This window comes from Stenotrophomonas sp. RG-453 (assembly GCF_033843685.1).
Classification (GTDB): domain Bacteria; phylum Pseudomonadota; class Gammaproteobacteria; order Xanthomonadales; family Xanthomonadaceae; genus Stenotrophomonas; species Stenotrophomonas bentonitica_A.
Genome location: NZ_JAMYED010000002.1, coordinates 550,263 through 573,984 on the forward strand (window position 1 = coordinate 550,263; position 23,722 = coordinate 573,984).

16 protein-coding genes and 5 tRNA genes are annotated in these 23,722 nt (G+C 64.0%); 1 reads left to right on the top strand and 20 read right to left on the bottom strand.

The genetic code is table 11. The features are described from left to right. Positions 1 to 16 precede the first annotated feature (16 nt). The 15 genes from rpoC to NJD74_RS05355 form a co-directional block, all read right to left on the bottom strand. Positions 17 to 4,264 carry a DNA-directed RNA polymerase subunit beta' gene (rpoC, locus tag NJD74_RS05285; RefSeq protein WP_088434181.1) on the bottom strand — a complete coding sequence of 1,416 codons (4,248 nt, stop codon included), beginning with the start codon at positions 4,262 to 4,264 and terminating at the stop codon, positions 17 to 19. 89 nt (positions 4,265 to 4,353) lie between these two features. Then, positions 4,354 to 8,508: a DNA-directed RNA polymerase subunit beta gene (gene rpoB, locus NJD74_RS05290; RefSeq protein WP_019186120.1), complete on the bottom strand. Its 4,155-nt coding sequence runs from the start codon at positions 8,506 to 8,508 to the stop codon at positions 4,354 to 4,356. 296 nt (positions 8,509 to 8,804) lie between these two features. After that, positions 8,805 to 9,173, bottom strand: a complete 369-nt coding sequence (gene rplL, locus NJD74_RS05295; RefSeq protein WP_019186119.1) for a 50S ribosomal protein L7/L12 — start codon at positions 9,171 to 9,173, stop codon at positions 8,805 to 8,807. 62 nt (positions 9,174 to 9,235) lie between these two features. Then, positions 9,236 to 9,769, bottom strand: coding sequence for a 50S ribosomal protein L10 (gene rplJ, locus NJD74_RS05300; RefSeq protein ID WP_019186118.1), 534 nt, complete (start codon positions 9,767 to 9,769; stop codon positions 9,236 to 9,238). A 387-nt stretch (positions 9,770 to 10,156) separates the two neighbouring features. Further along, a complete protein-coding gene (rplA, locus tag NJD74_RS05305) occupies positions 10,157 to 10,855 on the bottom strand; it encodes a 50S ribosomal protein L1 (protein WP_019186117.1) in 699 nt (232 codons plus the stop codon). 4 nt (positions 10,856 to 10,859) lie between these two features. Next, entirely contained in the window at positions 10,860 to 11,288 is a 429-nt protein-coding gene (gene rplK / locus NJD74_RS05310; protein ID WP_019186116.1) for a 50S ribosomal protein L11, read from the bottom strand. A gap of 243 nt (positions 11,289 to 11,531) precedes the next feature. Continuing rightward, positions 11,532 to 12,092, bottom strand: a complete 561-nt coding sequence (nusG, locus tag NJD74_RS05315; RefSeq protein ID WP_019186115.1) for a transcription termination/antitermination protein NusG — start codon at positions 12,090 to 12,092, stop codon at positions 11,532 to 11,534. 10 nt (positions 12,093 to 12,102) lie between these two features. Then, positions 12,103 to 12,510 (bottom strand): preprotein translocase subunit SecE, encoded by a 408-nt coding sequence (gene secE, locus NJD74_RS05320; RefSeq protein WP_019186114.1) that lies wholly within the window; start codon positions 12,508 to 12,510, stop codon positions 12,103 to 12,105. Positions 12,511 to 12,554: 44 nt separating this feature from the next. Next, a tRNA-Trp gene (locus NJD74_RS05325) sits at positions 12,555 to 12,630 on the bottom strand. 102 nt (positions 12,631 to 12,732) lie between these two features. Continuing rightward, positions 12,733 to 13,923, bottom strand: a complete 1,191-nt coding sequence (tuf, locus tag NJD74_RS05330) for an elongation factor Tu (RefSeq protein ID WP_019186113.1) — start codon at positions 13,921 to 13,923, stop codon at positions 12,733 to 12,735. Between the two features lie 41 nt (positions 13,924 to 13,964). Then, positions 13,965 to 14,040: transfer RNA gene (locus tag NJD74_RS05335), tRNA-Thr, on the bottom strand. Positions 14,041 to 14,087: 47 nt separating this feature from the next. Continuing rightward, a tRNA-Gly gene (locus NJD74_RS05340) sits at positions 14,088 to 14,161 on the bottom strand. 28 nt (positions 14,162 to 14,189) lie between these two features. Continuing rightward, positions 14,190 to 14,275 (bottom strand) — tRNA-Tyr (locus NJD74_RS05345). Positions 14,276 to 14,413: 138 nt separating this feature from the next. Further along, positions 14,414 to 15,424: an isoaspartyl peptidase/L-asparaginase gene (locus tag NJD74_RS05350; RefSeq protein WP_102789574.1), complete on the bottom strand. Its 1,011-nt coding sequence runs from the start codon at positions 15,422 to 15,424 to the stop codon at positions 14,414 to 14,416. Between the two features lie 109 nt (positions 15,425 to 15,533). Continuing rightward, positions 15,534 to 16,490: a cyanophycinase gene (locus NJD74_RS05355; RefSeq protein ID WP_319623814.1), complete on the bottom strand. Its 957-nt coding sequence runs from the start codon at positions 16,488 to 16,490 to the stop codon at positions 15,534 to 15,536. A 228-nt stretch (positions 16,491 to 16,718) separates the two neighbouring features. Here NJD74_RS05355 and NJD74_RS05360 point away from each other — a divergent pair, with 228 nt between their 5' ends. Continuing rightward, positions 16,719 to 19,466 (top strand): TonB-dependent receptor, encoded by a 2,748-nt coding sequence (locus tag NJD74_RS05360; protein WP_319623800.1) that lies wholly within the window; start codon positions 16,719 to 16,721, stop codon positions 19,464 to 19,466. Between the two features lie 551 nt (positions 19,467 to 20,017). Here the strand turns inward: NJD74_RS05360 and ychF are convergent. The 5 genes from ychF to NJD74_RS05385 form a co-directional block, all read right to left on the bottom strand. Next, the gene (ychF, locus tag NJD74_RS05365) at positions 20,018 to 21,109 is read right to left on the bottom strand and encodes a redox-regulated ATPase YchF (protein WP_088434937.1); all 1,092 of its coding nucleotides are present in this window, start codon (positions 21,107 to 21,109) and stop codon (positions 20,018 to 20,020) included. 53 nt (positions 21,110 to 21,162) lie between these two features. Beyond that, on the bottom strand, positions 21,163 to 21,741 hold the full coding sequence (gene pth / locus NJD74_RS05370; RefSeq protein WP_102789572.1) for an aminoacyl-tRNA hydrolase: 579 nt from the start codon (positions 21,739 to 21,741) through the stop codon (positions 21,163 to 21,165). A gap of 80 nt (positions 21,742 to 21,821) precedes the next feature. After that, a complete protein-coding gene (locus NJD74_RS05375) occupies positions 21,822 to 22,436 on the bottom strand; it encodes a 50S ribosomal protein L25/general stress protein Ctc (protein WP_102789571.1) in 615 nt (204 codons plus the stop codon). A 112-nt stretch (positions 22,437 to 22,548) separates the two neighbouring features. Further along, positions 22,549 to 23,508: a ribose-phosphate diphosphokinase gene (locus NJD74_RS05380; protein WP_026070235.1), complete on the bottom strand. Its 960-nt coding sequence runs from the start codon at positions 23,506 to 23,508 to the stop codon at positions 22,549 to 22,551. A gap of 136 nt (positions 23,509 to 23,644) precedes the next feature. Then, a tRNA-Gln gene (locus NJD74_RS05385) sits at positions 23,645 to 23,721 on the bottom strand. Position 23,722: the final 1 nt, after the last annotated feature.

The following is a 23,722-nucleotide window of genomic DNA, read 5'->3' on the forward strand; positions in this document are numbered from 1 at the left end:
AAGCCGGGCCTGCGTATTACTCGTCGCTGCCCGGAGCCTGTTCAGCTTCGGTCGATTCCACCGCCACGGCGGCCACCGGGGCCACCTCAGCCACGGCCGGCGCGCTGCCGGACAGGGTCTGCATTTCCGAGTCGGTCAGCCCGGAGGCGTTGCGACGACGGTTGGCGTGGTACGCCAGGCCGGTACCGGCCGGGATCAGACGGCCGACGATGACGTTTTCCTTCAGGCCGCGCAGGTTGTCCGAGGTGCCGCGAACGGCCGCTTCGGTCAGCACGCGGGTGGTTTCCTGGAACGACGCCGCCGAGATGAACGATTCGGTCGCCAGCGATGCCTTGGTGATACCCAGCAGGACCGGATCGAAACGGGCCGGCAGCTCGTTGCGGGTGGCCAGGCGGGCATTTTCCTCGATGACGCGCTGGCGCTCGGCCTGCTCGCCATTCAGGAACTTGCTGGTGCCCTGATCGGTGATCTCGACCTTGCGCAGCATCTGGCGGGTGATCACCTCGATGTGCTTGTCGTTGATCTTCACGCCCTGCAGGCGATACACGTCCTGGATTTCCTTGACCAGGTAGGCCGCCAGCGGTTCGACACCCAGCAGACGCAGGATGTCCTGCGGGCTCGGCTCGCCGTCCACGATGGTTTCGCCCTTGGTCACGTGCTCGCCTTCGAACACGATCACCTGACGGTACTTCGGGATCAGCTCTTCGTGTTCCGAACCATCGGTGTCCTTGATGATCAGGCGCTGCTTGCCCTTGGTGTCCTTGCCGAAGCTGATGATGCCCGAACGCTCGGCCAGGATCGCCGGATCCTTCGGCTTGCGTGCTTCGAACAGATCGGCCACGCGCGGCAGACCACCGGTGATGTCGCGGGTCTTGGACGCTTCCTGCGGGATCTTGGCGACCACGTCACCCACGCCGACGGCGGCGCCGTCCTGCAGGTTGACGATCGAGCGCGGCGGCAGCAGGTACTGCGCCGGCAGATCCGTGTTCGGGATGGTCAGATCGTTGCCGTTCTTGTCCACGATGCGCACGATCGGGCGCAGGTCCTTCGCCTGCGAACCACGACGCTTCGGATCGGTGATTTCACGCGATGCCAGGCCGGTCAGTTCGTCGGTCTTCTCGATGACGGTGACGCCGTCGATGAAGTCGATGAAGCGGATGAAACCAGCCACTTCCGACACGATCGGGTGGTTATGCGGGTCCCAGTTGGCCACGGTCTGGCCAGCCTTGACCGCATCGCCGTCCTTGGACGTGATGGTCGCGCCGTACGGCAGCTTGTAACGCTCACGCTCACGGCCGTGGGCATCGAGCACCGACATTTCGCCCGAACGCGAGACCGCCACCAGCGAACCGCTGGCGTGCTCGACCGACTTCAGGTTGTTGAACTTCACCGAACCGGTGGTCTTGACGGTGATGTTGTCGACCGCAGCAGCTCGCGATGCCGCACCACCGATGTGGAACGTACGCATGGTCAGCTGGGTACCCGGCTCACCGATCGACTGTGCGGCGATGACGCCGACCGCTTCACCGATGTTGACGATGTGGCCACGGGCCAGATCGCGACCGTAGCAGTGTGCGCAGACGCCGAATGGCGAGGCGCAGCTGATGGTCGAACGGACCTTGACCGACTGCACCGACGCATCTTCCAGCTTGGCCACCCACTGCTCGTCGAGCAGCGTGTTGCGGGTCACGATCGGATCTTCGTCGTTGCCCGGCAGGAACACGTCCTCGGCCACGACACGACCCAGCACGCGGTCCTTCAACGGCTCCACGACGTCGCCGCCTTCCACGATCGGGGTCATGGTCAGGCCTTCGGTGGTACCGCAATCCACCTCGGTGATGACCACGTCCTGCGCCACGTCGACCAGACGACGGGTCAGGTAACCCGAGTTCGCCGTCTTCAGCGCGGTATCGGCCAGACCCTTACGGGCACCGTGGGTGGAGTTGAAGTACTCCTGCACGTTCAGGCCTTCACGGAAGTTCGCCTTGATGGGCGTTTCGATGATCGAGCCATCCGGACGCGCCATCAGGCCGCGCATACCGGCCAGCTGACGGATCTGCGCCTGCGAACCACGGGCACCGGAGTCGGCCATGATGTACAGCGAGTTCATCGACTTCTGGTCGATGGTCTCGCCTTCGGCATTGACCACCTTCTCGGTACCGATGGTGTCCATCATCGCCTTGGCGATGCGTTCGTTGGTGCGCGACCAGATGTCGACCACCTTGTTGTAGCGCTCGCCGGCGGTGACCAGGCCCGACTGGTACTGCTCCTGGATTTCCAGCACTTCGGCTTCGGCCTCGGTGAGGATGCCGCGCTTCTCGTCCGGGATCAGCATGTCGTCGATGCCGATCGACACGCCCGCGCGGGTTGCGTAGGCGAAGCCGGTGTACATCAGCTTATCGGCGAACACGACCGTGTCCTTCAAGCCCAGCTGACGGTAGCTGGAGTTGATCAGGCGGCTGATGTTCTTCTTGGTCAGCTCGGTGTTGGCCAGCGCGAACGGCAGGCCTTCCGGCAGGATTTCAGCCAGCAGGGCGCGACCGATCGTGGTGTCCACGATCGAGGTCTTGTTCTGCTTGTTGCCTTCCTCGTCGGTCACCACTTCGGTGATGCGGACCTTGACGCGTGCGTGCAGTTCCACCACGCGGTTGTCGTAGGCGCGCTTGACTTCGGCGATGTTGGCGAAGGCCATGCCCTCGCCCTTCTTGTTCACCAGCGAGCGGGTCATGTAGTACAGACCCAGCACGACGTCCTGCGACGGCACGATGATCGGCTCGCCGTTGGCCGGCGACAGGATGTTGTTGGTGGACATCATCAGCGCACGCGCTTCCAGCTGGGCTTCCAGCGAGAGCGGCACGTGGACGGCCATCTGGTCACCGTCGAAGTCGGCGTTGAACGCGGTGCAGACCAGCGGGTGCAGCTGGATGGCCTTGCCTTCGATCAGGACCGGCTCGAAGGCCTGGATACCCAGACGGTGCAGGGTCGGCGCACGGTTCAGCATCACCGGATGCTCGCGGATGACCTCTTCCAGGATGTCCCAGACTTCGGCTTCTTCGCGCTCGACCAGCTTCTTGGCGGCCTTGATGGTGGTGGCCAGACCACGACGCTGCAGCTTGGCGAACACGAACGGCTTGAACAGCTCAAGCGCCATCTTCTTCGGCAGGCCGCACTGGTGCAGGCGCAGGTACGGACCGACCACGATGACCGAACGGCCCGAGTAGTCCACGCGCTTGCCCAGCAGGTTCTGGCGGAAGCGGCCCTGCTTGCCCTTGATCATGTCGGCCAGCGACTTGAGCGGGCGCTTGTTGGTGCCGGTGATGGCACGGCCGCGACGGCCGTTGTCCAGCAGCGCATCGACCGATTCCTGCAGCATGCGCTTTTCATTGCGCACGATGATGTCCGGCGCGTTCAGCTCAAGCAGGCGGCGCAGGCGGTTGTTGCGGTTGATGACGCGGCGGTACAGATCGTTCAGATCGGAGGTCGCGAAGCGGCCACCGTCCAGCGGCACCAGCGGACGCAGGTCCGGCGGCAGCACCGGCAGCACGGTCATGACCATCCACTCCGGACGGTTGCCCGACTCGAGGAAGGCCTCGACCAGCTTGATGCGCTTGGTCAGTCGCTTGAGCTTGGTTTCCGAACCGGTGCTGGCGATTTCTTCGCGCAGGCGGGTCATTTCCGACTGCAGGTCGATGGTGCGCAGCAGTTCGTACACGGCCTCGGCGCCCATGGCGGCATCGAAGTCGTCGCCGTGTTCCTGGCGGGCCTGCAGGTACTGTTCTTCGGTCAGCAGCTGGCGGCGCTCCAGGGCGGTCAGGCCCGGCTCGGTCACCACGTAGGCTTCGAAGTACAGCACGCGCTCGATGTCACGCAGGGTCATGTCCAGCATCAGGCCGATGCGCGACGGCAGCGACTTGAGGAACCAGATGTGCGCGACCGGCGAGGCCAGGTCGATGTGACCCATGCGCTCGCGGCGCACCTTGGCCAGGGTGACTTCGGTGCCGCACTTTTCGCAGACCACGCCGCGGTGCTTCATGCGCTTGTACTTGCCGCACAGGCACTCGTAGTCCTTGACCGGTCCGAAGATGGCGGCGCAGAACAGGCCGTCACGTTCCGGCTTGAACGTACGGTAGTTGATGGTTTCCGGCTTCTTCACTTCGCCGAAGGACCACGAACGGATCAGGTCCGGCGAGGCCAGCGCGATCTTGATCGCGTCGAAGTCCAGCGTCTGACGCTGCTGGTTGAAGAGGTTGAGCAAGTCTTTCATGGTGTTTCTCCGAAAGGAGGAAATCTTGTCGATGGGGCTGTCGGTTCAGATGTGGCGGCGCGGCTGCTGGGGCAGCCGCGCCTGCGCGATCAGTTGCCGTCCAGTTCCATGTTGATGGCCAGCGAGCGGATTTCCTTCACGAGCACGTTGAAGGATTCCGGCATGCCCGCGACCATCTCGTGCTCACCGTCGACGATGTTCTTGTACATCTGGTTGCGGCCCTGCACGTCATCGGACTTCACCGTCAGCATTTCCTGCAGGGTGTAGGCCGCGCCGTAGGCTTCCAGCGCCCAGACTTCCATTTCACCGAAGCGCTGGCCACCGAACTGCGCCTTGCCGCCCAGCGGCTGCTGGGTGACGAGCGAGTACGGGCCGGTCGAACGGGCGTGCATCTTGTCGTCGACCAGGTGGTTCAGCTTCAGGTAGTGCATGTAGCCCACGGTGGTGTGGCGATCGAATGCCTCACCGGTGCGGCCGTCATACAGCTGGGTCTGGCCGCTCAGCGGCAGGTCGGCCAGGGCAAGCATGTGCTTGATCTCGGCTTCCGTCGCACCGTCGAACACCGGCGTTGCCATCGGCACGCCGTCGGTCAGGTTGGTGGCCAGGCGCAGCAGCTCCTCGTCGCTGAACTGGGTCAGGTCGACGTGGTTGGCGTGCTGGGTCTTGTCGTGGTTGTAGACGTCGTCCAGGAACTTGCGCAGGTCGTTGATCGCGGCCTGGGCTTCCAGCATGCCCTGGATCTTGCGACCCAGGCCCTTGGCGGCCCAGCCCAGATGCACTTCCAGAATCTGGCCGATGTTCATACGCGACGGCACGCCCAGCGGGTTCAGCACGATGTCCACGGTTTCGCCCGAGGCCATGTACGGCATGTCTTCGACCGGCACCACGTTGGAGACCACACCCTTGTTGCCGTGGCGGCCTGCCATCTTGTCACCCGGCTGGATGCGACGCTTCACGGCCAGGAACACCTTGACCATCTTCAGCACGCCCGGGGCCAGATCGTCGCCCGCGGTGATCTTGCCGCGCTTGTCGGCGAAGCGACGCTCGAATTCCTTCTCGTGCGCCTGGATCTGCTTCTGGGCGCGTTCGATGGCTTCGGAGGCGTCCTCGTCCTTCATGCGCAGCACGAACCAGTCAGCCTTCTTCAGGCCGTCCAGGTAGGCGTCGGTAACGGTGTCGCCCTTCTTCAGGTTGGCACCGCCGTTGACCACCTTGCCCACGATCTGCGAACGCAGACGGGCGTAGATGGCGCCTTCCAGGATGCGGAACTGGTCGTCGAAGTCCTTCTTGACGCGCTTGATTTCAGACTCTTCGATCTGGCGGGCGCGCTTGTCCTTCTCGATGCCGTCGCGGGTGAAGACCTGCACGTCGATGACGGTGCCGTCCATGCCCGGCGGCACGCGCAGCGAGCTGTCCTTCACGTCCGAGGCCTTCTCGCCGAAGATCGCGCGCAGCAGCTTCTCTTCCGGGGTCAGCTGGCTTTCGCCCTTCGGGGTGACCTTGCCGACCATGATGTCGCCGGCGCGGACTTCGGCACCGATATACACCACGCCGCTCTCGTCCAGGCGGTTCAGGGCCTGCTCGGAGACGTTCGGGATGTCGGCGGAGATTTCCTCCGGCCCCAGCTTGGTGTCACGCGCAACGCAGGTCAGCTCTTCGATGTGGATCGTGGTGTAGCGATCCTCTTCCACCACGCGCTCGGAGAGCAGGATGGAGTCTTCGAAGTTGTAGCCGTTCCACGGCATGAAGGCGATCAGCATGTTCTGGCCCAGGGCCAGTTCACCGATGTCGGTGGACGGACCGTCAGCCAGCACGTCGCCACGCGCCACCACGTTGCCCACTTCCACCAGCGGACGCTGGTTGATGCAGGTGTTCTGGTTGGAGCGGGTGTACTTGATCAGGTTGTAGATATCCACGCCGGCGTCGGTCGCGTCGGTGATCTCCACTTCGTTGACCTTGACCACGATGCGGCCGGCGTCGATCTGCACGATCTCGCCGCCACGACGGGCGTTCACGGTCACACCCGAGTCACGGGCCACGGCGCGTTCGATACCGGTACCCACCAGCGGCTTCTGCGCACGCAGGGTCGGCACGGCCTGGCGCTGCATGTTGGCGCCCATCAGTGCACGGTTGGCGTCATCGTGCTCCAGGAACGGAACCAGCGCGGCAGCGATCGACACGGTCTGCATCGGCGAGACGTCCATGAAGTGGACTTCCGCCGGCGGCTTGAGCAGCGACTCACCCTGGAAACGGCACGGTACGAACTGCTCGGTGAGCATGCTCTTGGCATCGGTCAGGGCGTTGGCCTGGGCGATGACGTACTCGTTTTCTTCGATGGCCGACAGGAATTCGATCTCGTCGGAGACCTTGCCGTCGGCAACCTTGCGGTACGGGGTTTCCAGGAAGCCGTACTGGTTGGTGCGGGCGTACACGGCCAGCGAGTTGATCAGGCCGATGTTCGGGCCTTCCGGCGTTTCGATGGTGCAGACGCGGCCGTAATGGGTCGGGTGCACGTCGCGCACTTCGAAGCCGGCGCGTTCGCGGGTCAGGCCGCCCGGGCCCAGGGCCGAGACGCGACGCTTGTGCGTCACTTCCGACAGCGGGTTGTTCTGATCCATGAACTGGGACAGCTGCGAGGAGCCGAAGAACTCCTTGATGGCCGCAGCGACCGGCTTGGCATTGATCAGTTCCTGCGGGGTCAGGCCTTCGGATTCGGCCATCGACAGGCGCTCCTTGACCGCGCGCTCGACGCGGACCAGGCCCACGCGGAACACGTTCTCGGCCATTTCACCGACCGAACGCACGCGACGGTTGCCCAGGTGATCGATGTCATCGACCACGCCGCGACCGTTGCGGATCTCGGTCAGGACCTTGATCACGTCCAGGATGTCGGAGGTGTCGGCGTGCTCGGCGACCAGGCGCTTGGACTCTTCGTCGTTGCGCTCACCGAAGTACTTGCGGTCGTACAGCACGGCTTCGCCGGTGACTTCCTTGCGGCCGACACGACGGTTGAACTTCATGCGGCCGACCGTGGACAGGTCGTAGCGCTCGAAGGTGAAGAACAGGTTGTGGAACAGGTTCTGCGCGGCGTCCTTGGTCGGCGGCTCGCCCGGACGCATCATGCGGTAGATCTCGACCAGGGCTTCGAGCTGGGTCTTGGTCGGATCGATGCGCAGGGTGTTGGACAGGTACGGGCCACGATCCAGATCGTTCACCCACAGGGTGCCCACGGCATCCACGCCGGCCTTGCGGAAGGCCTGCAGCTGCTCGTCGGTGATTTCGTCGTTGGCCTGGGCCAGCAGTTCGCCGGTGTTCGCATCGACCACGTCGTGCGACAGGATGCGGCCGACCATGTACTCGTCCGGCACGGCCAGGGCAGCGATGCCCGAGGCTTCCAGCTGCTTGACGTGGCGCGCGGTGATGCGCTTGCCCGCTTCCACGATGACCTTGTCACCGTCGGCCAGGTCGAAGTTCAGGGTCTCGCCACGCAGGCGCTCGGAGACCAGCTCCAGCTGCACGCCTTCATCGGGGTTGATGTGGAACGTGTTGATCTCGAAGAACTCGGCCAGCATCTCTTCGTTGCTGTAACCCAGCGCACGCAGCAGGATCGACACCGGCAGCTTGCGGCGACGATCGATACGGGTGAACAGGGCGTCCTTCGGGTCGAACTCGAAGTCCAGCCAGGAGCCGCGGTACGGGATGATGCGGGCGCTGTACAGCAGCTTGCCCGAGCTGTGGGTCTTGCCACGGTCGTGGTCGAAGAACACGCCCGGCGAACGGTGCAGCTGCGAGACGATCACGCGCTCGGTACCGTTCACGATGAAGGTGCCGTTGTCGGTCATCAGCGGGATTTCGCCGAGATAGACTTCCTGCTCCTTCACGTACTTGATGGCCTTGGTCGACGACTCGCGGTCGTAGATCACCAGGCGCACGGTCACGCGCAGCGGCGCGCCGTAGCTCATGCCACGCTGGCGGCACTCGCGCTCGTCGAACACCGGGTCGCCGAGCTTGTAGCCGACGTATTCCAGGGCGGCATTGCCGCTGTAGCTGGAAATCGGGAACACCGACTTCAGGGCCGCATGCAGGCCGTGGTCCGTGCGCTTGGCCGGATCGACGTTTTCCTGCAGGAATTCACGGTAGGAATCGACCTGGATGGCAAGCAGGAACGGCACTTCGAGGATCGAGCGCTGCTTGCCGAAATCCTTGCGGATACGCTTCTTTTCGGTGAACGAATAAGACGTCATGAGGTATCACCTTGGCTGTGCGGATCGTGCGTCCACGACCCGAGGGGAAACTGAAATTGTCAGTTGGAAGTCGCTGGTATTGCCGGCACCAGCACGCCTTCTCCCGCTACTTCCAACTGCCAACTCGTCTGCATCCACTCCCCTGCCCGCGCGCTTGTGCGCCGCTGTGACGGGGGATGACCGCAGCCCGTGTTGGGCTCGTACTTCGGGTATTGCGTGAAACGACCAAAGGCCGGGGGCTTACGCCCCCAGCCTTGGCTGCATCGCCGTGTTTCGATGGCGAGGCAAGGAACTGCTTACTTGACTTCGACAGTCGCGCCAGCAGCTTCCAGGTCCTTCTTGAACTTGGCAGCGTCGTCCTTCGAAGCGGCTTCCTTGATCATGCCGCCGGCTTCTGCCAGATCCTTCGCTTCCTTCAGGCCCAGGCCGGTGATGGCGCGGACAGCCTTGATGACTTCGACCTTCTTGTCGCCGGCCGACTTCAGGATGACGTCGAATTCGGTCTGCTCTTCAACAGCGGCAGCCGGGCCAGCAGCAGCAGCTGCGGCGACCGGAGCAGCGGCGGAGACGCCGAACTTCTCTTCGATGGCCTTGACCAGCTCCATCACTTCCATCAGGGACTTCTCGGCGATGGCGTCGACGATCTGTTCGTTGGTAAGGGACATTTTGATTACCTTTGGATAATTTTCTGGGTTGAGGTTCCGTTCGGAACCACGGAAACGTCGACTCAGGCGGTTTCGGCGACCGGCTCGGCAGCGTCAGCGGTTTCACCGCCATCCTGCTTGTCGGCCACGGCCTTGACGGCGCGGGCGAACATGGCAGCCGGCTCGGACAGGACGCGGGCCAGCATGGCCAGGGCCTGATCACGGGTCGGCAGCGAGGCCAGCACGTCGACATGACCGGCCGGGAACAGTTCCCCGCCGATGGCCACGACTTTTGCCTGCAGCTTGTCGTTGGTCTTGGCAAAATCCTTGATCAGGCGACCGGCTGCGCCGGGCTCCTCGAGCGAGAACGCGTACAGCAGCGGACCGACGAGTGCGTCTTTGGCGCATTCGTATTCGGTACCTTCCACTGCACGTGCCGCCAGCGTGTTCTTGACAACTTTCAAGAAAACGCCGGTTTCGCGTGCCTGCTTGCGCATCGCGGTCATCTGGGAGACCGTGGTGCCAGCGTATTCGGCTGCGATCAAGGAGTGAGCCTTGGCGGCGACGTCTGCCAGCTCGGCGACTACTTCTTGCTTCTGGGACAGATTGAGAGCCATTGCACTCCTCCAATTGAACTCCGCTTACGGCTCCTGCCGTGTGCGGTCCTGGGCGGCATCCGTCCTGGACGCCGGGAACATCAGGTGATGTTCCAAGGGTGGGCCGTTCTAGACCTGGATGGCCAACCTGGGAGAACCCAGACGTGCGTAAACCAGAAAAACTCCAGAAGGGCACCATCTACGCAGGGTGATTCCCGAAAGAATCGATTAAGCGTTCGGTACTGCGCCGGCGGCGACTCCCTGCCAATGCGAGCATCCCTGCCCGTCGCCGGTATGTACTGACCGCGCCTGCGGTCTTTGACGGCTATCTCTGCAGGGCGGACCCCACTCGGATTGCCTTCAAATATCGCGGGTGCCGGACCGAGGCCCGGCACCCGCTTGAAACGATTACTTCAGCGACAGCGAGGACTGGTCGACGGTGACGCCCGGGCCCATCGTCGAGCTGACCGAAACCTTCTGCAGGTAGGTGCCCTTCGAGGTGGCCGGCTTGGCCTTGATCAGGTCCATCAGCAGCGCCTGCAGGTTCGACTTCAGCGCGTCTTCGGCGAAGTCGGCCTTGCCGATGGTGCAATGGATGATGCCGGCCTTGTCGGTGCGGTAACGCACCTGACCCGACTTGGCATTCTTGACGGCTTCGCCCGGGTTGGCCGAGACGGTGCCGACCTTCGGGTTCGGCATCAGGCCGCGCGGGCCGAGCACGGTGCCCAGCTTACCCACGACGCGCATGGCATCCGGGGTCGCGATGACGACGTCGTAGTTCAGATCGCCGGCCTGCATCTTCTCGGCCAGATCGTCCATACCAACGGCTTCGGCGCCAGCGGCCAGGGCTTCGTCAGCCTTGGCACCGGCCGGGGCGAAGACGGCAACGCGCACGCTCTTGCCGGTACCGGCCGGCAGCACGGTGGAACCGCGCACCTGCTGGTCGGACTTCTTGGCGTCCACGCCCAGGCGCACAGCAACGTCGAAGGACTCGACGAACTTGGCCTTGGTAGCGGTCTTCAGGATCTTGATGGCGTCCTCGAAGGCATATGCCTTGCCCGGGACGACGGCGGCCTTGATGGCCTTCTCACGCTTGGTCTGTGCCATCTTCTTAACCCTCTACCACGAGGCCCATGGAACGGGCAGAACCGGCGATGGTGCGCACCGCGGCATCCAGATCGGCAGCCGTCAGGTCTGCTTCCTTGGTCTTGGCGATCTCTTCGAGCTGCTTGCGGGTCACCTTGCCCACCTTCTCGGTGTTCGGACGCTTGGAGCCCGACGAGATGCCTGCAGCCTTCTTGAGCAGCACGGCAGCCGGGGTGCTCTTGGTGATGAAGGTGAAGGTACGGTCCGAGTAGGCCGTGATGATGACCGGCACCGGCAGACCCGGCTCCAGCTTCTGCGTGGCGGCATTGAAGGCCTTGCAGAATTCCATGATGTTCAGGCCACGCTGACCCAGCGCAGGACCAACCGGCGGCGAGGGGTTGGCCTGACCGGCCTTCACCTGCAGCTTGATATAACCGACAACTTTCTTTGCCATGAGTATGCTCTCCGGGTGCTAGCGCCTTGCGACAACAGGCTCCCCATCGGACCGGGAATCACGCGTCCCGGCATCGCGTTTTGAATTCACGCAGAAGGCCACCTTGCGGCGGCCCTTGCTTTCTGCCAGCTTCCTGGCAGGAAGCCGCGCACTATATCAGGTTTTTTCTTCCCCTGCCGCATGGCAGAGGGTACCGGGCTGTTCAGGTTCCGGGCGGCCGCCCGGAACCCACTGCCCTCAGGCTCAGACGGCCTTTTCGACCTGGCCGAACTCGAGCTCGACCGGGGTGGCACGACCGAAGATCAGCACCGAGACGCGCAGACGGCTCTTCTCGTAGTTGACTTCCTCGACCACGCCGTTGAAATCGTTGAACGGGCCTTCGGTGACGCGGACCATCTGGCCCGGCTCGAACAACACCTTCGGACGCGGCTTTTCGACACCTTCCTGAACGCGGTCCAGGATGGCGGCCGCTTCCTCGTCACGGATCGGCAACGGACGGTCGGCGGTGCCGCCGATGAAGCCCATCACCTTGGACGTATCCTTCACAAGGTGCCAGCTTTCGTTGTCGATGCGCGGAATGCCGTTTTCTTCGTGGGTCTCGATCTGGACCAGCACGTAACCCGGGAAGAACTTGCGCTCGGAACGGCGCTTCTGGCCGGCGCGCATTTCAACCACTTCCTCGGTCGGGACCAGGACGTCACCGAAGCGCTCCTGCATCTCGTCACGCACGATGCGATCGCGCAGAGCCTGCGCCACCGACTTTTCGAAGCCCGAATAGGCGTGAACGACGTACCAACGCTTCACTGGTTTCTCCTTATCGACCCAGGAACCACTGGGTCAATTTCTGAATCACGAAGTCAAATCCGCCCAGCAGCAGGCTGAGGATGATCACCACGACGATCACCACCCAGGTCATGCGAATGGCTTCCTGGCGCGTCGGCCAGACCACCTTGCGCAGTTCGAAACGCGATTCGGAAAGGAATTCCCGCGTGTCGCGACCCTTGCCGGTCAGCAGGAACACGCCGAGGCCGGCCACCAGGCCAACGACAACGGCCAGACCGCGAAGCGGACCGGCCCATGCACTCTGTGAGGCGTGCTCAGGAGCACCGAACCAATACCAAGCAAAAAGACCCGCCAGCACGAGGATCGCTGCGGCGGCGTACTTGACGATGTCACCTCCAGTGGAGGCGTTGTCTTTGGAATGCTCGATCTTGCTGTTCATCCGGCTCTGGCTGCTGTGGCGGCATAGCCGCTGGAAGGGAGAAGTGGCACGCCAGGAGGGACTCGAACCCCCAACCTGCGGTTTTGGAGACCGCTGCTCTGCCAATTGAGCTACTGGCGTACTGAAAAAACTTGCCTTCCCTAAGACGGCGAAGGCGGACCGAGGTTCCCGGCCCGCCACTCGCGAGACCGGCAGCGCAATGCAACCGCCGGTATAACGCTGTTACTCGAGGATCTTGGAGACCACGCCGGCGCCGACGGTACGACCGCCTTCACGGATGGCGAAGCGCAGACCTTCGTCCATTGCCACCGGGTTGATCAGGGTGACAACCATCTTCACGTTGTCGCCCGGCATCACCATTTCCACACCTTCCGGCAGTTCGCAAGCGCCGGTGATGTCGGTGGTACGGAAGTAGAACTGCGGACGGTAGCCCTTGAAGAACGGGGTGTGGCGGCCGCCTTCATCCTTGGACAGGACGTAGACTTCGGCGTCGAACTTGGTGTGCGGCTTGATCGAACCCGGCTTGGCCAGGACCTGGCCACGCTCGACGTCGTCACGCTTGGTGCCGCGCAGCAGCAGACCGGCGTTGTCACCTGCCTGACCCTGGTCCAGCAGCTTGCGGAACATTTCCACGCCGGTCACGGTGGTCTTCTGGACCGGACGGATACCGACGATTTCGATTTCTTCGCCGACCTTGATCACGCCGCGCTCGATACGACCGGTCACCACGGTGCCGCGGCCCGAGATCGAGAACACGTCTTCCACCGGCATCAGGAAGGGCTTGTCGACGTCACGCTCCGGGGTCGGGATCCAGCTGTCGAGAGCTTCGACCAGCTTGATCACGGCCGGCACGCCGATCTCGCTCTGGTCGCCTTCCAGCGCCAGGCGGGCCGAACCCGAGATGATCGGGGTGTCGTCGCCCGGGAAGTCGTACTTGCTCAGCAGCTCGCGGACTTCCATTTCGACCAGTTCCAGCAGCTCGGCGTCATCGACCATGTCTGCCTTGTTCAGGAAGACGACGATGTACGGCACGCCGACCTGACGCGACAGCAGGATGTGCTCGCGGGTCTGCGGCATCGGGCCGTCAGCAGCGGAGCAGACCAGGATCGCGCCGTCCATCTGGGCAGCACCGGTGATCATGTTCTTGACGTAGTCAGCATGGCCCGGGCAATCGACGTGGGCGTAGTGACGAACGGTGGATTCGTATTCGACGTGCGCGGTCGAGATCGTGATGCCACGTGCCTTTTCTTCCGGCGCGGCGTCGATCGCGGAGTAGTCCTTGAACTCACCGCCAAAGCGCTCGGCACCGATCTTGGTCAGTGCGGCGGTCAGCGTGGTCTTGCCGTGGTCAACGTGACCGATGGTGCCGACATTGACGTGCGGCTTGGTGCGCTCGAACTTACCCTTGGCCATGGCTGCTTATCTCGAAATCGTCTGAATTGGTAGCACTTAGATGGTGCTCACGAAAGGAATCGAACCTTCGACCTCCTCCTTACCAAGGAGGTGCTCTACCGACTGAGCTACGTGAGCGAGTTTTGTATTATGGCACGAATTTGAATATATTCAAATTCATTCAATGGAGCGGGAGACGGGGATCGAACCCGCACCATCAGCTTGGAAGGCTGAGGTTCTACCATTGAACTACTCCCGCATCGGAAGCTCTTGCCACAACATGAAACTGGTGGAGGGAGGTGGATTCGAACCACCGAAGGCGTAAGCCAGCAGATTTACAGTCTGCCCCCGTTGGCCGCTTGGGTATCCCTCCTTACCACCCTGTCCCGTGGCGCCGAAGCGTTTTCGGTGTGGGGTGGAAGAGCCGTGAATTTTGGGGATAAACGGGGGTTCTGTCAACAACCTTTTTGAATTTTTTCACACGAATTTCGAATTGCCTTGCCGGGACAGGCTATTGGCCCGGCAGCGGCAGGGTTTCGCTGGCGAAGATCGCCACATGCGGCACGCCATCGGCGCCGATCCAGCCGCGATACATGCCCTGCGTGTTGAACGGTGTCGCCACGCGGCCGTCGGCCGCGAGCACGATCGCACCGCCATCGCCCCCGAGCGCGGGAATGCGCTCGTTGATCACCGCGCGTCCCGCCTCCTCCGGGCCCTGCTTGAGGTAGCGCATGCGCGCGCAGATATCGTGCGCGGCCGCGGTGCGGATGTAGTACTCGCCCCAGCCCGTGCCCGATACCGCACAACCGGCATCGGCATAGGTGCCGGCACCGATGATCGGCGAATCGCCGACACGTCCGTAGCGCTTGTTCGTCATGCCACCGGTGGAGGTTCCTGCAGCGAGCCTGCCGTCCTTGTCGAGTGCGACCGCACCCACCGTGCCGAAGTGGCGCGCCGTTTCCAGATCCGCATGGGCCTGGCCGCTGGCTTCTTCCTTGAGGGCCTTCTGCAGCTGCTGCCAGCGCTTGTCGGTGCGGAAGTACGACGGGTTCACCAGGGTGATGCCCTGGTCCGTGGCGAAGGCTTCGGCGCCCTGCCCGACCATCATCACGTGCGGGGAATGCTGCATCACGGCCTCGGCCAGCAGGATCGGGTTGCGCACGCGCTGCACGCCGGCCACCGCGCCGGCCTTGAGGGTGGCGCCATCCATCAGCGAGGCATCCAGTTCGTTGCGGCCATCGTGGGTGAACACCGCGCCCCTGCCTGCATTGAAGGTGGGATCGTCCTCGAGCACGGTGATCGCCGCGGTCACGGCCTCCAGCGCCGGCTTCCCGGCTCCCAGGGCGGCATGCCCCTTCACCAGGGCCTGCTGCAGGGCCGCGCGCGCCGCCTTTTCCTCGGCCGGCGAGAGATCCCTGCGCTCCACGCCGGCGCCGCCATGGATGACCAGCACCGGTTCGGCCGCATGGACAAGCGGGCTCAGCAGACACAGGGACAGCAGCAATGCGCGTGGACGGGACATGGGCAACGCACTCGGATCGGAGGTGCCCGCATCATGGCATGCGCCACGGATCACCCGCGCGCGTGACCCGCACGCCACAGCGCCCGCACAGCCCCTGGCGTGCGTGGGTCTACGGGTGCAACTGCAGGCGGCCTTCCCGGATATCGGCCGTCATCCGGAAGGCAGCATCGTCCACCCGGAAGCCATCCAGATGCAGGCGGCTGCCCTCGCCCACCCCGGTCACCGGAATGGCGCGGAACTCCAGCGGGCTGCCGCCGCGCAGGCGATCGGCGGCGCGCTGCGGCATCACCAGCCAGGCGTAACCGCCGTCCCGACTGAACACCTGGCCGGTGCCGTCCGCCTCCACGCACAGCGCGGTGTCCTCGTCCACGCCCAGGCCGACCATGTCCTGCTGCCCGCTGCGCTGTGCCGCCCGGGCCACGAACACGATCAGGCGCCCGAGCCGGTCGCGCTTGCCGAAATGGGTATCGGTGACCACGTTGCCCAGGTACGGCATGGCCAGGAAATCACTGTCCAGGGTCACCGCGCTGCCCATGGGGTCGCGCAGGGCACGACGGGAGGTGACGCTGCCACCATCCAGCGCGCCATAGCTGTAGCCGCCCAGTATGGCGAGCCCGGCGCTGGTGCCGGCGATCGGCCGGCCAGCACGTACATGTGCGTTGAGTGCCTCGTTCACCGCCGTGCCTTTCCAGAAACGGATATAGCGCGACTGGTCGCCGCCGGCGATGAAGATCGCATCGGCGGCGGCGATCACGCCCAGCACCGCGGGGTCATCGGCTGCACGCCGGCTGTTGAACACCAGGGTCTGGACCGAGACCGCCCCGCCGACGTCCCGGTACAGGCGGTTCTGCAACTCATCGGCGCCGGAAGCGCGCAGGATCACCACCCGGCCATGGCCGGCGCGCCCCAGCCACCATTGGAAGGCAGCGGGCACCCACTCGCCGCCGCCCATCAGCATCATCGCCGGCTCGGTGCGCGCTGCCCGGGGCGCGCCCACCGCACCTATCTCGTAATAGCGATAGCCCGGGTCCTGCAGGCTGCGCATCCCTTGCGCGTGGCCGGGCATCGAGAGCGCTGCCAGCAGTAGCGACAGGAAGGCGTGGAGCGGCCGGAAAACCTTGTGCACGTTGACCTCCCTGAATGAAACGAGGGTGTAAGCGCTTCCACTCTTTGCCAGAGAAACTGGCAGTGGTCAACCCCGTAAAAAAGGCGTTAAATGCGCGCCGTCCATTCGCGAAATGTGAATGGGGGACAGGCCTCCCTCGAGGCCGACACTTTCTTCTCGAGAATTCTCATGCGTAAACAGGCGATGGCGTGGTCGATCCAGCTGGCGTTGATGGGTGTGGCCGCGACCGCGGGTGCCCAGACGCCCGCCCCCGGGGTGCAGCAACTGGATACGGTGCAGGTCACCGGCTCGCGCATTCCACGCGCGCAGGTAGAAGGGCCGGCGCCCGTGACCGTCATCACCGCCGAGCAGATCCAGGCCAGCGGCTTCACCAGCGTGCCCGACGTGCTGCGGTCGATGACCCAGAACGGCGGTGAGACCCAGAGCCAGCAGTCCTCCAGCGGCGCTGATTTCTCGCCCGGTGCGCAGCAGGTCGACCTGCGCGGCCTCGGCCCCAACCACACGCTGGTGCTGGTCAACGGCCGCCGCATCGCCGATTTCCCGATGCCGTTCCAGGGCCGCAGCAACTTCACCGATGTCTCCAACATCCCGATCGGGATGATCGAGCGCATCGAAGTGCTGACCGGCAGCGCCTCGGCGATCTACGGCTCGGACGCGATCGCCGGGGTGGTCAACTTCATCCTGAAGAAGCAGGTGGATGGCACCACGGTGGACATGCGCATGGGCACCACCAGCGAAGGCGGCGGTGAGTCCTTCGACATGAGCATCGCCAGCGGTTTCGATGCGGGCCGTTTCAGCGCGGTCTACAGCCTGGAACTGCAGTCGCAGACGCCGTTGTGGGCATATGAACGCAGCCAGCAGGATTCCACCCTGGACGCGCCGACCGAGAGCGCCCGCGCCGCGCGTCGCGCCTACCTGCGCACCGACTACAACGACGACTACCTCGATCCGGGCCAGGCCACCTGCGATGCGCTGGCCGGCCAGAACAACGGCAGCACCCAGTACGCCGAACGGGCGCGCTATGGCTTCTATTGCGGCAGCGACCGCTCGATCGGCTACGGCACGATCCTGAGCAAGCGCCGCGGTGCCAACGGCTATGCCTCGCTGCGCTACGCCTTCGACAATGGCGCGGAATGGTTTGCTGACGTGCAGATGGGCTACCACGACCTGGCGCTGATGCGCGACGTCACCCAGTGGGGCCGCATGGCCGCCGACGGCAACGAGGACGGCTACTTCTACAACCAGGCCACCGACCAGGTGGAGTTCTGGCAGCGCCAGTTCTCGCCCGAGGAAATGGGCGGGCTGAACAACGGCATGGTACGCAGCACGCAGAAGACCTTCAGCGTGACCACCGGCTTCAAGGGCGCCCTCGGTGCAGACTGGGAATACGAGGCCTCGCTGAGCCATTCACAGTACCAGTCCAGCATCCGCTGGCCGCAGATCATCGCCGCCAAGGCCAACGCCCTGTTCCTGGGCGAGCAGCTGGGCGAGTACACCGATGACGACGACAACGTGTTCCCGGTGTTCAACGCCGACCCGGCGCGCCTGTACCGGCCACTGAGCCGCGGCGAGTACGACGCGATCGCCGCGCGTACTACCTATACCCCGAAGTCGCGTACCGATACCGCCGCGCTGACCCTGACCAACGGCGAGCTGTTCGAGCTGCCAGGCGGCAAGGCCGGCTTCGCGGCGACGGCCGAGTTCGGCAATCAGTCCTACGCGCTCAATCCCGACCCGCTGGCGACGCAGTACTACTACTACAGCTGGAAGGATTCGGACGGTCACGGCAGCCGCAACCGCTGGGCGACCGCGGCCGAGCTGCGCCTGCCGTTGCATGACACATTCAACGTGAGCGTGGCCGGTCGTTTCGACCAGTACCGCTATTCCGGCAACACCATCGGCAAGGCGACCTGGAGCGGCGGCCTGGAGTGGCGCCCGATCGACACGCTGCTGGTGCGCGGCTCCTACGGCACCGCGTTCCGCGCGCCGGACCTGCACTACGTGTATGCCGGCCCGGGCAACGATGAAACCAGTGCCAACGACTACTACACCTGCGCGGTGGACGGCGGCGATGACTGCTCGGATTACGAAGAGAACCTGATCCGCACGCGCGAGGGCAACCGCAAGCTGGATCCGGAAACCAGCACCTCGTGGAGCGCTGGCTTCGTGTGGTCGCCGGCGGTGGGGCTGGACCTGTCGGTGGACTGGTTCGACATCGACATGCGCGACCAGGTGCAGGACATGGACGTGAGCACGATCCTGCGCGATGAGGCGGCGTGCCGCCTGGGCGGCGCCGATGCGGCCTCGCCGACCTGCGTGGATGCGATCAGCCGGGTCACCCGCACCAGCGATGGCCGCCTCTACGGCGTGCATGTGAGCCCGATCAACATCGCGCGCGAAACCACGCGCGGCATCGATGTGGGCCTGCGCTACCGCCTGGGCACCGGGATCGGCGACTTCATCTTCAGCGGCAACCACACCTGGGTGAAGACGCACGATTTCCAGCAGTTCGCGGGCGATGTGGTCGAAGACCAATTCGCGGTCAACAGCGGTTTCGATATCCCGCGCACCAAGACCAGTGCGAGCGTGACCTGGGAGAACGCGGCGTGGTCGGCCACGCTGTACGGCTCGCGCCTGGGCAGGCTGCCGACTTACGACAGCTACGACCAGAGCTTCGATCCGGACAGCGGCGACAGCCCGTGGATCGGCGCCACGTACCGTTACAACGTGTCGCTGCAGTACCGCTTCGATGATCATTCGCGCCTGTCGCTGTCGGTGGTCAACATCGCCAACAAGCTGCCGCCGAAGGATGTGACGTACACGCCGTATCCGTACTACGACGTCTCCTGGTTCGACACCGTGGGCCGGACGATCAACCTGCAGTACACCCACAAGTTTGGCGGTACGGCGTTGTAAGCGCCGTTTCACTGCCGATAGGGGATCAAGGACGGAGGCATTGCCTCCGTCTTTTTTTTGCGCGTTGCCCGCGATGCGGCGCGGCCACCGTGTTTTCCACACGCCACGTGGAAAGCCATGGGGGTTTGGTGTGGACAAGTGCATGCAAGCCATGCGGCACAATGCTTTCAGGGCGTGGCTATTTTTTGTCCAGCCGCGGATCGCGGTTTTCCACACACACCGTGGAAAGCGATGGGGGTTTGCTGTGGACAACCCCGGGTGAGCGATGCACTGCAACGGTTTTCAGTGGTGGTCAGAAATTGTCCACGTCGCTGGCGGGCGGGTCAGATGGGTTGCCGGCCAGCGGCCGGCACTACCGCGCGCGGGTTTTCCACATGGTGCGTGGAGAGGCGTGGGGGTTTGTTGTGGACAAGTGAGGCGGAGGCATACCAGGCAAGGGTTTCGGTGCCTGGTCATTTTTTATCCAGTCCATGTCGGGTGTGGAATGCGCTCCCAAAAACGCAAACGCCCCGCTCAGGGCGGGGCGTTGCGGGCATCAACGTGCGAGGAACTCAGACGTTGAAGCGGAAGTGCAGGATGTCGCCTTCCTGGACGCGGTATTCCTTGCCTTCCAGGCGCAGACGACCCGCTTCCTTGGCACCGGCCTCGCCCTTGTACTTGATGAAGTCGTCATACGCGATGGTTTCGGCGCGGATGAAGCCCTTCTCGAAGTCGGTATGGATCACGGCGGCGGCCTGCGGAGCGGTGGCGCCCTTGCGCACGGTCCATGCGCGGACTTCCTTCACGCCTGCGGTGAAGTAGGTCTGCAGACCCAGCAGCTGGTACGCGGCGTAGATCACGCGGTTCAAGCCCGGCTCGGACAGGCCCAGGTCGGCCAGGAAGGTGTCGCGGTCTTCGTCGTCGAGCTGGGACAGCTCTTCTTCGATCGCGGCCGACACCGGCACCACCTGCGCGCCTTCCTCGGCGGCACGGGCGCGCACGGCATCCAGATGCGGGTTGTTCTCGAAGCCGTCTTCCAGCACGTTGGCGATGTACATCACCGGCTTGAGGGTGAGCAGGAACAGGTCACGGACCAGCGCCTTCTCTTCCTCGTCCAGGCCAGCGGTACGACCGGCCTTGCCGTCGGCCAGCGCAGCCTGCAGCTTGGCCAGCACCGGCTTGCGGGCCGCGGCTTCCTTGTCGCCCCCCTTGGCAGCGCGCTCGGCGCGGTTCAGCGCCTTCTCGACGCTGTCCAGATCGGCCAGGGCCAGTTCGGTATCGATGGTGTCGATATCCGAGAGCGGGTCGACCTTGTTGTTGACGTGGATGACGTCGGCATTCTCGAAGCAGCGCACCACGTGGGTGATCGCATCCACTTCACGGATGTGGGCCAGGAACTTGTTGCCCAGGCCTTCACCGCTGGCCGCGCCGGCGACGAGGCCGGCGATGTCCACGAACTCCACTGCGGTCGGGATGACCTTCTGCGGGTTGATGATCGCGGCCAGCTCGTTCAGACGGGGATCGGGCACCGGCACGATGCCGACGTTCGGTTCGATCGTGCAGAACGGGAAGTTGGCCGCCGCGATGCCCGCCTTGGTCAGCGCATTGAACAGGGTCGATTTGCCGACATTGGGCAGACCGACGATGCCGCATTTGATACCCATCTTTGACAACCTCTGGGGGTGGTAGGTACCGACCGTTGGTCGGTACACCGTGGTTATTTCGGGGTGTGGAGGCGCTTCATCGCCTCACTGTAATCGCCGGATACCGCCAGCGGCAGCACGTCGATCGCATCTTCGATGGCATGACCAATCAGCACATCATCGTCTTTGCTGGCGCGCCCCAGCACCCACGGGACCACGCGGTCCTTGTGGCCGGGATGGCCGATGCCGATGCGCAGGCGGTGGAATCTGCCATGGCCGAGCAGGCGGATGGTGTCGCGCAGGCCATTCTGGCCGCCGTGGCCACCGTCGAACTTGAGCCGTGCCACGCCGGGCGGCAGGTCCAGCTCGTCGTGCGCCAGCAGCGTTTCTTCCGGTTCGATCTTCCAGAAGCGCTGCGCGGCGGTGACCGATTTGCCACTGAGGTTCATGAAGGTGGCGGGCTTGAGCAGCCATACCGGCTGGCCGGCGATATCGACCTTGGCGGTCTCGCCGAACAACTTGCTGTCCACGCTCCAGCGCGCGCCGGCCTGTTCGACCAGGGCGTCAATGAAACGAAACCCGGCATTGTGCCGGGTCTGGGCGTGCTCGGGTCCGGGGTTGCCCAGACCAACGATCAATCGCAATCCTGTCATCACTCTTCTTCGTCGGTACCCGCCCTGTGCCGGTACATACAGAAACGGCGCCTGCCCCGAAGGACAGGCGCCGCAATCACTTACTCTGCAGCCGGCGCTTCGTCGGCAGCTTCTTCCTTGCCGAGCTTGGCGGTGACGATCGCGTCGTCATGGTCCTTGCCCTGGGCCAGGGCCGGGATCTCGACGCCCTTCGGCAGCTTGATGTCCGACAGGTAGATCACGTCACCAGCCTTCAGGTCGGCCAGGTCGACGTCGATCGATTCCGGCAGGTCCTTCGGCAGGCAGGTGATGCTCACTTCCTTCAGTTCGTGGGTGACCACGACGTCGGCAGCCTTGCCGGCCGGCGAGGTGTCTTCGTTGATGAAGTGCAGCGGGACGTTGGCGGTCAGCGCTTCGTTCTCGTTCACGCGCAGGAAATCCAGATGCAGGATCAGCTGCTTGAACGGGTGGCGCTGCATGTCACGCAGCAGCACCTTGGTGACCTTGCCGTCCAGGTTCAGGTCCAGGATGGACGAGTAGAACCACTCGTTCTGCTGGGCCAGCCAGATTTCGTTGTGGTTGAGCTGGATGACGCTCGGCTCGACGTCGCCGCCGTAGATGATCGCCGGGATCTGGCCAGCGCCACGCAGGCGGCGGCTCGCACCCTTGCCTTGCAGTTCGCGCTGGACGACCTTGATTTCATGATTCTTGGCCATGCTGGTTTACTACCTTCGTTGTTTGCCACGCCGTGATGGCGAAGCGATGAGGGGACATCCGCGACCAGATGCCCCCGGGAAACCACCCACCGTTGCCGGCGGGCGGAAAAAATCAATCCACGTACAGCGAGCTGACCGACTCGCCGAAGGCGATGCGGCGCATCGTCTCGGCCAGCATTTCCGCCACGCTGAGCTGGCGGATCTTGCTGCACACCCGCGCCTCTTCACGCAGCGGGATGGTGTCGGTCACCACCAGCTCATCGAGCTGGGAGTTGTTGATGTTGTCCACCGCCGGGCCCGAGAGCACGGCGTGGGTGCAGTACGCGGCGACCTTGAGGGCGCCACGCGCCTTCAGGGCTGCAGCGGCCGCACACAGGGTGCCGGCGGTATCGACGATGTCATCGACCATCACGCAGGTCTTGCCTTCGACGTCACCGATGATGTTCATCACGGTGGAGACGTTGGCGCGCGGCCGGCGCTTATCGATGATCGCCAGATCGGCATCATCCAGGCGCTTGGCGACGGCGCGCGCGCGCACCACACCACCCACGTCCGGGGACACCACGATCAGGTTCTCCGTGCCGTAGGCGCGCCAGATATCGGCGAGCAGCAGCGGCGAGGCGTACACATTGTCCACCGGCATGTCGAAGAAGCCCTGGATCTGGTCGGCATGCAGATCCACCGTCAGTACCCGGTCAGCCCCGACAGCGCTGAACATCTTTGCCGCCACCTTGGCGGTGATCGGCACGCGCGAGGAACGCATGCGGCGATCCTGGCGCGAGTAGCCGAAATACGGCACCACGGCGGTGACACTGTTGACCGAGGCGCGCTTGAGCGCATCGATCAGGACCAGCAGTTCCATCAGGTTCTCTGCGCTGGGCGCGCAGGTCGGCTGGATCACGAACACGTCCTGCTTGCGGACGTTTTCCTCGATCTCGACCTGCACTTCACCATCGGAGAAGCGCGACACCAACGCCTTGCCAGGCCGCACCCCCAGTTCCTTGCAGATGCTCTGCGCAAGGCGCTTGTTGGCGTTGCCGGAAAATACCAGCAGGTTGGGGTGTTCTTGCATCATGACGGTCTCGGGCGGGAGCGATTGGCGGAGAACTGGGCCGCTGGCACCCGGAGGTGTCTGCGGTGACAACACCGCGGCGTATGCACCGCGCCCGCGCAGACATGCGCATGGAGTCGCGGCAGATATCCGCTAGTGGCAGGGGCGGGAGGATTCGAACCTCCGAATGCCAGGATCAAAACCTGGTGCCTTGGGCCTCTTGGCGACGCCCCTG